Below are 12,279 nucleotides of genomic sequence, written 5' to 3'. Positions count from 1 at the left end.
CAGATCCGGGGGGCCGGGAGGCCTTTGGCATATGTCAAAAGCAACACCGTAACGGATGTTGCCAAACGCCTTACAGGCCGTCGCAGGCTGTGCCACAGTCGTGACAAGTTCGTCCTACTTGGCCGTGCGCGCCTGTATCGGAGTTCTCATGCCGTCCCATCTGTTCGCGGACCGTCCCGCGCAGCCGCCCGAGCCCGGGTCGGTGGACGCGCTGATCAAGCAGACCCGACGGCTTCGTGGCGATGTGGACGCAGTACGCCGCGATGCCGTCGTGGACGACGACGACGCGCAGGGCCGCTGGCAGCGTGCCCTCTGCGACCTCGCCGTGCACCATCTCGACGACCTCGGCGAGCACTTGGGGCAGCTCAAGGAAGGCATGCCCCCGGCGGTCGAGGCCGAGCCGGGCGATCCCGCCCTGTCGACCCCGCTCGAGGCCGGAGCCGACCTCACCCGGGTCGGCAGCGCCGAGTGGAACCTGCTCACCGACGAAGTCAGCTGGTCCGAGGAGCTGTTCCAGATCTTCGGCCGCTCCCCCGAAGCCGGCCCGCTCTCCCTCGACGAACTGGGCTCCACCCTGTTCTCCGAGGACCAGCCGCTGCTCACCTCCATGGTGACGGCCTGTCTGGTGGACGGGCGGCCGATAGACGGTGAGTTCCGCATCGTCCGGGCCGACGGCCGGGTCCGTACGCTGCAGATGAGGGGCGAGCCGGTGCTCGACCCGGACGGGTGCACGGCCTCCATGTGGGCCGTCCTCCGGGACGTGAGCGACCTGCGCAGGAGCCAGCGGGCGGTCCGCGAATCCCGGGACTCGCTCCAGCGCCAGCGGGAGATCGCGCAGACCGAGCACCGGCTGGCGGTCGAACTGCAGGAAGCCGTGCTCCCCCCGTGGCGCGGCTCCCTGCGGTTCCCGCACGGCAGCTCCGGCACCCTCGACGTGGCCGCGCACTACCTGCCCTCCGCGACCAGTGCGCTGATCGGCGGCGGCTGGTACGACGCACTGGAACTGCCCGACGGCTGCTCAATGCTGACGGTCGGTGACCTGACCGGGCACGGGGTCACCGCCACCTCCGGGATGGCCATGATGCTCGGCGCCCTGCGCGGCATGGCCATGGCCGGGATCGCCCCCGGACCGCTGATGGGCTGGCTCAACCAGCTGCTGGAAACCTCGGTACAGCCGGCCCTCGGCTCCGCGGTCTGCTGCCGCTTCGATCCCGTCCGCCGGGTGCTGACCTGGGCCCAGGCCGGGCACCCCGCCCCTCTGCTGTTCCGGCACGGCTCCGGCCGCACCCTGGCCCCGCCGGAGGGTGTCCTGCTCGGTGCGACCTCCGGGGCGAGCTACGGACAGGCCGAGGTGCGGCTCGAGGTGGGCGACGTACTCGTCCTGCACACGGACGGACTGACCCCGCGCAGCATCGAGTTCAGCCGGGCCGACGGAACCGAGCGGCTGCTGGCGCTGGCGCCCCGCTTCTCGGCGGCCCGCTCGGCCCAGGACGTCATCCGAATGGTCATCGAGGAGTTCGGCGAGGGCGAACGCGAGGACGACGCCTGTGTCCTGGTGGCCCGCATCGGCGCCTGATCCCTCCGGCGGGCGGGTGGGCCGTCGCGCCGCCGCCGCAGGGTCGTGGCCTGCCAGGGCCTCGCCCTCGCCGGGTCTGGTCGTGGCCGCCTCAGCGCGGCCCGCACTGCTCGCGCAGCCGGGGCTCCGCCCCGACCCGGCCAGGTCAGATCTCCCCACCGCGGGAGCGGCTTGGCAGGGCGTGCTTGATCTCCGCCCGCAGGTCCTCGATCCGCGTGTAGCCGGAGTACTGGCCGGTGAGCCGGTACATCTCCCTGAGCCGGTCCCACGTCCGGTGCGAGGAGGTCTCGTTCATGGACACCAGCGCGAGACGCGCGTACCGGTCCGCCTGCTCGGGATCGTCGGCGATGAAGCAGGCCGAGGCCAGCGAGATGTAGTCGAAGATCTGCGAGCGCTGGTAGCCCTCCCCGCGCAGCCGCAGCGCCTCTCTGGCGTGGCGCGCGGCGATCGGCGCCGCCGTGGCGTCGTGGTCGGCGAGCGTCCGGTACGCCAGCGCCTGCATCCCGTGCAGGTCCGCCTCGTCGAAGTGCTGCATCCACGAGGGCGGGGGCACGTCCCCATTGTCGGAGACGAAGAGCTCCTCCGCCTCACCGAGGGTCCGCCGCATCGCCTGCCCCTTGCCCATGGCGGCCTGGGCCCACGCCTCGATGGTGTGCAGCATGGCCCGGGTGCGCGGGAGCGCCTGCTCGCCGGCCCCCGACCGCGCCAGCTTCATCAGGTCCAGCGCCTCGTTGGGCTTGCCCAGGTGGACCATCTGGCGGGCGGCCCGGGACAGTGCCTCCCCGGCCCGCGGCCGGTCGCCGCCCTCCCGGGCCGCGTGCGCGGCGATGACGAAGTACTTCTGCGCGGTCGGTTCCAGGCCCACGTCGTGGGACATCCAGCCCGCCAGAACGGCGAGGTTGGCCGCCACCCCCCACAGCCGGCGCTGGAGGTGGTCCGGGTGGTGGTAGGCGAGCATGCCGCCCACCTCGTTCAACTGGCCCACCACGGCCTTGCGTTGGAGACCGCCGCCCCTGGAGGCGTCCCAGGCCCGGAAGACCTCCACGGAGCGCTCCAGCGCCTCGATCTCCTGGGAGCCGATGGGCGCCGCCTCGTAGCGGTCGTAGCCCGCCGGGTCAGCCTGGAAGGAGTCGGTGAATCGGGGGGTGGCGGGCTGCGCGGGGTCGGTGTGCAGCCAGTCGTACATGGCGTTGGTGAGGGCGGCGCCTGCTGTGAGCACGGCACCCGCTCCCATCAGGCCGCGTCGGTTGAGCATGAGGTCCATTCCCGTGAATTCGGTGAGGACCGCGGCTGTGCGTTCGGGCGCCCACGGCAGGCCGTCGGGGTTGTCCTGCGCCCCGTCCGGCTGCCGTTTCGAGGTGCGCCGCTGCCGTACGAACCCGAGGTCCTCGATGGTCACGACACGACCGAGCCGCTCGGTGAACAGTGCTGCCAACACGGTGGGCACCGGTTCGCGCGGGGTCTCCCCCATGTCGATCCAGCGCCTCACCCGCGAGGTGTCGGTGGCCAGTTGGTGGTGGCCCATGGCCGCCGCCTGGCGGTTGACCATCCTCGCCAGCTCGCCTTTGGACCACCCGGCCAGGCCGAACAGGTCGTTCAGACGGGTGTTTGGTCCTCTGCTCACGTCAAGCCCCCAGGTTCTCGGCTGAGTTGACAGTAGCCCCGGGTCAGATGCCGAGCGACTATTCGCCACGCTTCGCCAGGGCACGCTCGATGGTCCGCCACCCACGCCGGGGTGTCAGGTAGGAATGCGCCTCCCCGACCCGGTCCCCCGGCGGAACTCCCCAGGGTGATGCAGGGATCCGGCGGGGCGGCGTACGCAACTCGTCGGCGCACGAAGGGATCCGTATCCGTCATGTACGCAGCATCGTCCTCCGTGACCGCCCCCGTCCGGCCGCACCGCACACTCCAGGCGGGCGGCAGCCCCTACCTCGACCCCTCCCGCCCCGCGGCCCCGGTACCGGGCGCCGTACGGGCCCGCCGGATGGCCGGGGTCGGCACGCAGCCGCTCAGCGGAAGAATCGACCTGTCGGGGCCGCAGGGCGCGCAGCTGCGCACCGCCCTCGCCTCGGTCCAGCGGATCTGTCCCGAGTTCGCCCCGGTGCAGGTGCTGCGGCGCAGCGGACGGTCGGTCCTGCTGGTGGGCACCACCGGGCGGGCGACCGCAGTGGCCAAGGTTTTACTGGACCACTCGCCGGAATGGCGTGAGCGGTACCGGCACGAAATAGCTGCATACCGGACGTTCGTCCGGCACCGCCCGCCGGTCCGGGTCCCGCGGCTGATCGCCGCCGACCCCGAGAACTGCACGCTGGTGGTGGAACGGATGGCGGGCCGGGTCGCGGCCCTGCAGCGCCATCCGGTGGAGGCCCCGCCGCGGGCCGATGTACGGGCCGCTCTGGGCGCGGTGTGCCGGGTGAACCAGTGGCGCCCGTCGGCCGAACTCTTCGGCCGGCCGCTGGACTACGCCTCGCGGATCTCCCGCTACCACGAGCTGGGGCTGCTGACCGACCGCGACCTCGGCGATCTGCAGAAGCTGCTGCACGGGCTGGCGGTGGCGGGCCCGCAGTGGCAGTTCAACCACGGTGACGCCCTGCTGTCGAACCTGCTGCTGTCGCCCGCCGGTCCGGTGCTGCTGGACTGGGAGCACACCGGCTGGTACCTGCCCGGGTACGACCTGGCCACCCTGTGGACGGTCCTGGGCGATGCCCCGGCCGCCCGCGGTCAGATCAGCCGGCTGGCCCAGTCGGCGGGACCGGCCGCCCGGGACGCCTTCCTGGTCAACCTGATGCTGGTGCTGACCCGGGAGATCCGGATGTCCGAGATGGCGGTGCAGCGCTCGATGCAGTCCTCGGCCCCGGCCCAGCCGGTGCCGGCCGGTCACCTCTCCGCCGGAGAGGAGCAGCGGCTGCTGCTGCGCCGGCTGCACGACGACTGCGGGATGGCCCGCAGAGCGGTGCGGGCGGCCGTCGGCACCCGCTGAACGCACAGATCCCCACCCCCATGGTCGCTGAGCCCCCGGGAACCTCCTCCGCCCGGGGGCTCAGCGGTGCCCGGGCTGCACATGCCTTGACTTCACATGATCCCGCGAACACCTTTTCTGACTGAACACCAGGCATTTCCCCCTCGGTCCGTCCCACCCGACGCTGGAGCCTGCCCATGTCTTCCTCCCCTTCCCGCCGTACGGTCCTGGCCGGGGCCGGCGCAGGCGCGCTCGCCGCCACCGTGCTGCCCGCCGGCCCGGCCCGGGCCGCGGACCTGCCCTCCCTCGGTCTGTACGACGTCGTCGTGGTCGGCTCCGGGGCGGCCGGGATGACCGCCGCGCTCACCGCCGCCCGGCGGGGCCTCAGCGTGGTCGTGGTCGAGAAGGCGGCCACCTTCGGCGGGTCCGCGGCGCGGTCCGGTGCCGGGATCTGGCTGCCGAACAACTCCGTGATCCTGGGCGCCGGGGTGCCGGACACTCCGCAGAAGGCGGCGGCGTACCTGGCGGCCGTGGTCGGGGACGAGGTGCCGGCCGACCGGCAGGCGGCGTTCCTCGCCAACGGGCCCCGGATGCTGGACTTTGTGATGGCCAACAGCCCGCTGAGGTTCCGGTTCATGGAGGGCTACAGCGACTACTACCCCCAACTGCCGGGTGGGCTGCCGAACGGCCGGTCCATCGAGCCGGATCAGCTGGACGGCCGGGTCCTCGGCGCCGAACTGGCCCGCCTGAACCCGGCGTACATGCCGGTACCGGCCGGCATGGTGGTGTTCAGCCAAGACTACAAGTGGCTGACTCTGGCGGCGGTCAACGCCAAGGGGCTCGCGGTGTCGACGGAATGCCTGGCGCGGGGGACCAAGGCGGCGCTGCGCGGGGAGAAGCCGCTGACCATGGGCCAGGCCCTGGCGGCCGGACTGCGGGCCGGGCTGATGGGTGCCGGGGTGCCGGTGTGGCTGAACAGTCCGCTCCTGGACCTGGTGCAGGAGGGCGGGGCCGTCACCGGAGTGGTGGTGGAGAAGGAGGGGGTCCGCGGGATCGTGCGGGCGCGACGCGGTGTGGTCGTCGGCTCGGGCGGTTTCGAGCACAACGCACAGATGCGGGCGCAGTACCAGCAGCAGCCGATCGGCACCCAGTGGTCGGTGGGGGCGAAGGAGAACACGGGGGACGGCATCCGGGCGGGGCAGCGGGCGGGCGCGGCGCTGGGGCTGATGGAGGACGCGTGGTGGGGTCCGTCGATCCCGCTGCCCGGTGAGCCGTACTTCTGTCTGGCGGAACGGACCCTGCCGGGCGGGCTGATCGTGAACGGGCAGGGCGCCCGGTTCGTCAACGAGGCGGCCCCGTACAGCGATGTGGTGCACGTGATGTACGAGCGGGACAAGGGGGCGCCGGGTTCGCACATCCCGGCCTGGCTGATCGTCGATCAGAACTACCGCAGCAAGTACCTGTTCAAGGACGTGCTGCCGACGATCGTGTTCCCGGACTCCTGGTACCAGGCGGGTGCGGTGAAGAAGGCCTGGACCTGGGACGCGCTGGCCGGGCAGATCGGAGTGCCGGCGGCGGCGTTCCGGGCGACCCTGAACCGCTTCAACGCGCAGGCGTGGCACGGCACCGACGCGGACTTCGGGCGCGGGAACACGGCGTACGACCACTACTACACCGACCCGGCCGTGCAGCCGAACTCCTGCCTGGCACCGGTGTGGGCGCCGCCGTTCTACGCGTTCCGGATCGTTCCCGGGGACCTGGGGACGAAGGGCGGCATCGTGACGGACGCGCGGGCGCGGGCGCTGCGGCCGGACGGCTCGGTGATCCGCGGCCTGTACGCGGCGGGGAACGCGAGCGCGGCCGTGATGGGCCACAGCTATGCGGGGGCGGGTTCCACCATCGGCCCCGCGATGACGTTCGGCTATGTGGCGGCGAACGACCTCGCGGATCAGGAGCCCTGAGCCTGCTGTCGTCAGCCCTGCTGGAAGAGCTCCGCGGGCAGCGGCTTCAGCAGCGCGTACAGGTCGTCGGTGATCGGCCGGTCCCAGCTGGCGATGGTCACGAGGACGTTGTCGCTGCGGTCGAACTGCACGCAGGAGATGCGCGACTCGGACAGCTTGATCTTGCGGACGATGAGGAGGTTGTCGCCCTGCATGACGGGGCAGTCCTCGACGCCGGTGACCTCGACGTCCTCGTCGTTCTCGAGGGCGTCGAGGAGCTGGGCCACCTCGAAGGGGATCTGCTTGTCGGCGAGCTCCCGGGCCGGGGAGCCCTCGGGGAGGTTGCCGATGATCATCGCGGGGCCGCGTCCGCCGAAGAGGTCGTAGCGGAGGAAGACACCCTGGCAGCTGCCGTCGGCGGCGGGCAGCAGCCCGGCCCCGAGGTTGCCCGGCCAGTCGCCCGGATCCATGGCCAGGACATCGAAGTCCGGCCCGGCAGGGGTGGCGGCACGGTGGCGGCGGAGGAAGGACATGCGGCCATGGTACGTGGCCGGGCGGCAATTCCGGGCGCGGGGTGCCTGGGCCCTGGCGGGCGGCCGGACCGGGGGCGGGGGTGTCGGCCGTGCGGCGGCCGAACCCGAGCCGGAGCCGACCGCCCGGCGGCGGCCGGACCGGGGCCGGGGCGGCGGTCGGGTCACGGTGCCGGTGGCACCAGGGGCACCGCCGGCCTCTGCGGCCCTTGCGGCCACGGCCGGACCGGGGCCGGGATGGCCTGCCGGGTCACAGTGCCGGCGGCACCTACGGCCCTTGCGGCGACGGCCGGATCGGGGCCGAGTGGCGGCCGGGTCACGGCGCCGGCGGCACCTGGGGGCTCGGCGGCCCTTGCGGCCACGGCCGGATTGGGGCCGGGGGTGGCGACCGGGTCACCGTGCCGGCGGCACCTGCGGCCCTTGCGGCCACGGCCGGTTCCGGGGCCGGGGTGGCGGCCGGGTCACGGTGCCGGTGGCACCTGGGGGCCCGGCGGCCCGTGCGGCCGGACGTGGCGGGGCCCGGCGCACTCGGCGCCGAGCGGTCGGACCCGCTCGCGGAGCTCTCGGTCGGCCGTGACCACCACGCAGCGGCGGCCGACGTGCTCGGCGGCCAGTTCGACGATGCGGTCGTCGCCGCTGCCGGGCGCGCTGTCCACCCTTACCCCCGGCACCGATGCGATGCCCCGGGCGGCGCCCTCGACGACGAGGATGATCTCCTCTTCGCCGGGGCGGGCCGCCAGCGCGTCGCGCAGCCGTTCGGCGGCACCGCGGCGGTCCCGCCACCAGCCGTCGGGGACGGAGCCGACGACGTTCGCGCCGTCCACGATGAGGACGGGGGTGTCGGCGTCGGGCAGGACTGTCATGGGCTCACACCGGGGGGACGAGTTCGAAGTAGCGGTCGAAGTGCTTGGGGTCTCCGGTCACCGCGAGTCGGGTGGCCGGGATCCGGTTCCAGAGGAAGAGCATCAGGTCGGAGGCGGTTCCGGTGAGCTCCGCGTCGGCGGCGGGGCCGTGGTCGTGGTCGGCTTCGAGGGCGACCTGGTCGCCCTCGAAGCGTACGGTCCATTCCCCGGGCCCGTCGGACTGCCGGAACCGGTACCGCTCCCCGGTGCCGGGCGGGGCCTGCTTCAGGGCCCGGCGGAACGGGGCCATCACCGTGAAGGTGTGGCCGACGGCGTCGGCGGCGAGTCCCCGGTCGACCGGGGCGGGCCCGCCGGTCACGCCTTCGGCGTCCCAGCGGTGCAGGGCCGCTTCGATGGCCTGGATGCGCAGCCAGAAGCCGGAGCTCTGCTCCGCCGACCAGGTCCATACGGTCCGGCGGGGGCCGCCTGCCCGGAACTGCTCTTCCAGGGCGCCGGCGCCTTCGGCGAACCAGTCGAGGAGCACGGCGGGAACCGGGCCGAGGTTGGGGGCCCGGTCGGGGACGGGCCAGGCGGCCAGGGCCGCGGGGTCGGCCGGCAGGTCGTAAAGGGTGAGATCGGTGTGGTCGGGGGGCTCGGTCAGGCCTTCGCGGAGGATGTGGGCGACGTAGCGGTGGACCCCGCCCAGGTGCCCGATGAGATCGGCGATCGACCATCCGGGACAGGAGGGCACGAGCGGCGCGCCCTCCCCCGCCCGGACGGCCTTGCGGACGGCCTGCCGGAAGGCTGACACCTCACTGTGGAACAGGGCGATGTAGTCCATGCGGCCACTCTGCCAGTCCCCGACCCGCCCCGTCCGGCACCCGGCCCAGCCCGTCGAACGCACCGGCGGACACCTGCCGGCGGCTGTCGGTGGCTCGCGCTTCCCGACCTGGCGCGGTACGCCGGCAAGAGCCCGGTGCCGGAGCGGCAGACCTCCGTCTTATGGCGGCGAGCTCAGCCGTCCGGCAGGGCCGCCAGGGCGTCCCGGAGGCCCGAGTGGTCGGTGCCGAGTTTGAGGTATGCCGAGGAGAGGACCGGGTCCACCTCGACAGCCTCGCCGGCCTCGGCGGCATCGGCCTGCGGGTGGGCCGCCGCGCAGGCCGCCGCCGCGCGTTCCGGACCGGTCAGGGCCTCCGCGGGGGCCGGACCGCACGGCAGGGTGCCGCCCAGGGACAGCAGGGTGTTGGTGAGGGTCGCGGCCAGACCATCCGCCCCACAGGCGCGAGCCGTCAGCAGGGCCCGCGCCAGCAGCTCCAGGTCGGCCGACTCGGCGCCCAGCGCGGCCTGGGCGCAGGCCAGCTCGTATCCCGCCGGGGAGGCGGACAGCAGCCGGACGGACTCCGTCAGGAGCGGGATGCGGTCCGGCGCCGGAACGACCTCGGCGGCGAAGCGCAGCGCCTGGCCGATGCCGGAGGGCGCGCCGAAGGCCCGGGCCTGCCGGAGCGCCTCCGCGGCCAGGGCGCGGGCCCGTTCCGGGTCCTCCGCGGCGACGGCCCGGGCCAGGTGCAGCCGCCACGGGCACCAGGACGGGTTCTGGATGCCCCGCGGGGTCAGCCGCCGTCCCACCGCCTCCAGTTCGGCCGCTGCCGCCTTGGTGTTGCCGCGGGCGAGGAGGAGTTCCGCGTACACGGTCTGGGAGTCCGGGAAGACGACCGCCGCCGGGAAGGGTTCTCCGTACTCGTGTTCCTGCGCGAGCTCCCACGCCTCGTCGGCACGGCCGCGCGCCAGCAGTACCTCGATGAGGATGGCGATGGCGTACCAGTGCACCGGCGTACGGCGGCCCACCCGCTCGGCGAGTCGCAGGCCGGCCCGGGACAGTTCCTCGGCCTCGGCGAGCCGGCCGCGCCGGAAGCGGACGTAGGCGCGCAGGCTGTAGGCGAAGGACAGGTGCGCCCCGCGCCAGCCCTGGCGTTCGAACTCGGCGGTGCCGGCCTCGAAGAGTTCCTCGGCCCGGCCGGGCCGGTCGGCGTACAGGTGGGTGAGGGCGACGAGGACCGGGACCTCGAAGCCGCGGTCCGGTTCGGCCCAGCTGAAGCGGTCGCCGAGGGCCCGGCGGGCGTGGTGGAGGACGAGGTCCACCGGTTCGCCGCGCAGGGTGGCGTCCCAGGCCCGCAGTCCGATGACGTACCGCTCGGTGAGGTCGCGGCCCGGCAGCCGGTCGGCGAGTTTGGCGAGCCGGCGGGAGCGGGCCGGGGAGTCGGGTTCGTCGGCGCGGAAGGCGTCCCACATGAACTGTTCGGACTGCAGGCGCAGCCGGTTGCGGGCGTCGGGGGTGTGCGGGATTTCCCGGGCCAGGGCTTCGGAGGCCTCGGCGAGCCGGTCGCTGTGGGCGAGGACCTGGGCGAGGCGGATGACGATGCCCTGGCGGAGGGCGGGGTCGTCGAAGGGTTCGGCGAGGGCGGCCCGGAGGTGGTTGACGGTGTTGGCGGGTTCGGTGAGGAGGGAGGCGCAGCCCAGTTCGTAGAGGACGGCGGCGCGTTCGTCGAAGTCGGGCGGTTCGCGCAGGGCGCGGGCGAGCTGGCGGCGGGCCGCGTCGGGGGCGCCGGCCAGGAGGTTTTCACCGGCGGCGGCGCGCAGGGTCCGGACCACCCACGGGTCGCTCTCGGGGTGGGTTTCCAGGAGGTGGCGGGCGGCGGCCGAGGGGCCGAGCCCGGCGTCGACCACGGCTGCGGCGGCCTTGCCGTGGAGGGCGACGCGCAGCGCGTCGGGGATGGCCCGGTAGAGGGCGGTGGCGATCAGCGGGTGGACGAATTCGAGTCCCTCGCCGTCGTCTCCGGAGCCCGCGCCGGAGAGGATGCGGGCGTGGCGCAGCCGGTCGGTGGCGTCGACGGCCTCCTCGGTGCCGAGCGCGGCCACCCGGGCGGCGAGTTCCTGCGGGATGGCGGTGCCGAGGACGGCGCAGGCCCAGGCGAACCGGACGGTGGAGGGGCCGAGGCTGTGCAGGCGGGCGACGAGGCCGCTGCCGCGCTGGGCGGCGGCGAGGTCGCGGAGCAGCGGGGCGCTGGATTCGACGGGGGCGAGGGCCCGGTCGCGGACCTTTGCGGTGAGTTCGACGGCCTCGAAGGGGTTGCCGGAGGTGACGGCCCAGGCCTCCTGGCAGAAGGCGTCGTCGGCGTGGTCGCCGACGGTTTCGCGGACCAGGGTGCCTATGGCTTCGGCGGTGAGGGGTTCGAGGGCGAGGGGGCGCTGACCGGCCCGGCCGGGCAGGGTGCGGAAGGCCTCGGCCTCGGTGGGGAGTTCGTCGGGGCGGTAGGCGACGACGAGGAGGAGGGGGAGGTGTTCGGCGCGCGGGGCGAAGCCGGCGAGCCAGCCGAGGGATTCGGGGTCGGCCCAGTGGGCGTCGTCGAGGACGAGGACCATGGGGGCGCGTTGGACGGCGAGGTGGGTGAGGACCCAGTCGAGTCCGTCGCGCAGGCCCTGGGGGTCGGGCGGGGCGCCGCCGGGTTCGGGGGCGCAGAGGCCGAGGGCGGGGCCGACGATGGCGTACCAGCTGCCGAGGGCGGACCGGAGTTCGTGTTCGGAGGTCCGGGCCAGCGGGGGCTGGATCAGCTGGCGGGCGACGTGGAAGGGCTGGCTCTGCTCCTGTTCGCCGCCGCGGGCGGAGAGCACGGTGCAGTTGTGGGTGTGGGCGCGGCGGCGTATTTCGGCGAGGAGGGTGGTCTTGCCGAGTCCGGCCGGGCCGGAGAAGGCGAGCAGGGTGCCGCCTTCGGTGGCCTGGGGGCCGACGAGCTGGCCCAAGGCCTCGTCCACGACGGCCAGTTCGGCCTCGCGTTCGAGCATCGTGCGCCGCATGCGGGTACGGCGATCCGTCATGGCTGGTACCCCCCAGGCCTGTTCGGGAGATCAGCGTACGCCCGCGCACGCGCGGGTGGAGACCCGTCCCCGTGAAGGACCGGTTCTCCTTTCCGCCCCCGCTCGGGGAACGCTGCCGGGCGGGGCGGGCCGGCGCCACCGGGGCGGTGGTTCCGCGCCCGGTGGTCCGCCGCGGGCAGGACCTAGGTGAGGTCGAACTCGCCGCCGCGTGCGCCCAGCACAAAGGCGCGCCACTCGTCCGGGGCGAAGATCAGCGAGGGGCTTTCGGGGCGTTCGCTGTTGCGCATGGCGATGAATCCCTCGACGAAGGCGATCTGTACGTCGCCCGCTCCCTGACTGCTCGACTGCCAGTCGGCCCTGGTGAGATCGAGGTCCGGCTTGCCCCAGCCGGTGAGGGTCTGCGAAGTCATGCTCTCGGCCACGTGGTGCTCCTCCCGTACTGCGTACGTCGTCCGGGGGCCAGGGTAACCACAGCAGCCCGTGCCGCACAGGCCACGGTGCGTCACCCGTGGCCGGTCCGGCACTTCGCTTCGGAACTCCGCTTCGGACTCCGATTCCG

General features: G+C 73.6%; 9 protein-coding genes. 3 read left to right on the top strand and 6 right to left on the bottom strand.

Features of this window, described 5'->3' with window-relative positions; all coding sequences use genetic code 11:
• Nucleotides 1–148: 148 nt before the first annotated feature.
• Nucleotides 149–1,576: a PP2C family protein-serine/threonine phosphatase gene (locus ABT123_RS01010; RefSeq protein WP_351307780.1), complete on the top strand. Its 1,428-nt coding sequence runs from the start codon at nt 149–151 to the stop codon at nt 1,574–1,576.
• A gap of 145 nt (nt 1,577–1,721) precedes the next feature.
• Here the strand turns inward: ABT123_RS01010 and ABT123_RS01005 are convergent, their stop codons facing one another.
• Complete coding sequence (locus tag ABT123_RS01005; RefSeq protein WP_351307777.1) at nt 1,722–3,200, bottom strand: DNA-binding protein NsdB; 1,479 nt, start codon at nt 3,198–3,200, stop codon at nt 1,722–1,724.
• 231 nt (nt 3,201–3,431) lie between these two features.
• Here ABT123_RS01005 and ABT123_RS01000 point away from each other — a divergent pair, with 231 nt between their 5' ends.
• Both ABT123_RS01000 and kstD read left to right on the top strand, forming a co-directional pair.
• The gene (locus tag ABT123_RS01000) at nt 3,432–4,556 is read left to right on the top strand and encodes an aminoglycoside phosphotransferase family protein (protein ID WP_351307775.1); all 1,125 of its coding nucleotides are present in this window, start codon (nt 3,432–3,434) and stop codon (nt 4,554–4,556) included.
• Nucleotides 4,557–4,732: 176 nt separating this feature from the next.
• Nucleotides 4,733–6,496, top strand: a complete 1,764-nt coding sequence (gene kstD, locus ABT123_RS00995) for a 3-oxosteroid 1-dehydrogenase (RefSeq protein ID WP_351307772.1) — start codon at nt 4,733–4,735, stop codon at nt 6,494–6,496.
• A gap of 11 nt (nt 6,497–6,507) precedes the next feature.
• On the opposite strand, the gene ABT123_RS00990 is transcribed toward kstD, so the two are convergent.
• From ABT123_RS00990 to ABT123_RS00970, 5 genes are all read right to left on the bottom strand, one after another.
• Nucleotides 6,508–7,008, bottom strand: a complete 501-nt coding sequence (locus ABT123_RS00990; RefSeq protein ID WP_150211360.1) for a hypothetical protein — start codon at nt 7,006–7,008, stop codon at nt 6,508–6,510.
• A 458-nt stretch (nt 7,009–7,466) separates the two neighbouring features.
• Nucleotides 7,467–7,868: an NTP pyrophosphohydrolase gene (locus ABT123_RS00985; protein WP_351307768.1), complete on the bottom strand. Its 402-nt coding sequence runs from the start codon at nt 7,866–7,868 to the stop codon at nt 7,467–7,469.
• 4 nt (nt 7,869–7,872) lie between these two features.
• Entirely contained in the window at nt 7,873–8,688 is an 816-nt protein-coding gene (locus ABT123_RS00980; protein WP_351307765.1) for a maleylpyruvate isomerase family mycothiol-dependent enzyme, read from the bottom strand.
• Between the two features lie 173 nt (nt 8,689–8,861).
• Nucleotides 8,862–11,720, bottom strand: a complete 2,859-nt coding sequence (locus tag ABT123_RS00975) for an ATP-binding protein (protein WP_351307762.1) — start codon at nt 11,718–11,720, stop codon at nt 8,862–8,864.
• A 182-nt stretch (nt 11,721–11,902) separates the two neighbouring features.
• Nucleotides 11,903–12,130, bottom strand: coding sequence for a DUF397 domain-containing protein (locus ABT123_RS00970; protein WP_502970822.1), 228 nt, complete (start codon nt 12,128–12,130; stop codon nt 11,903–11,905).
• Nucleotides 12,131–12,279 lie beyond the last annotated feature (149 nt).

This window comes from Streptomyces sp. NPDC002054, from assembly GCF_040296685.1.
GTDB lineage: Bacteria > Actinomycetota > Actinomycetes > Streptomycetales > Streptomycetaceae > Streptomyces.
This window is presented reverse-complemented; position numbering and strand designations above follow the sequence as displayed.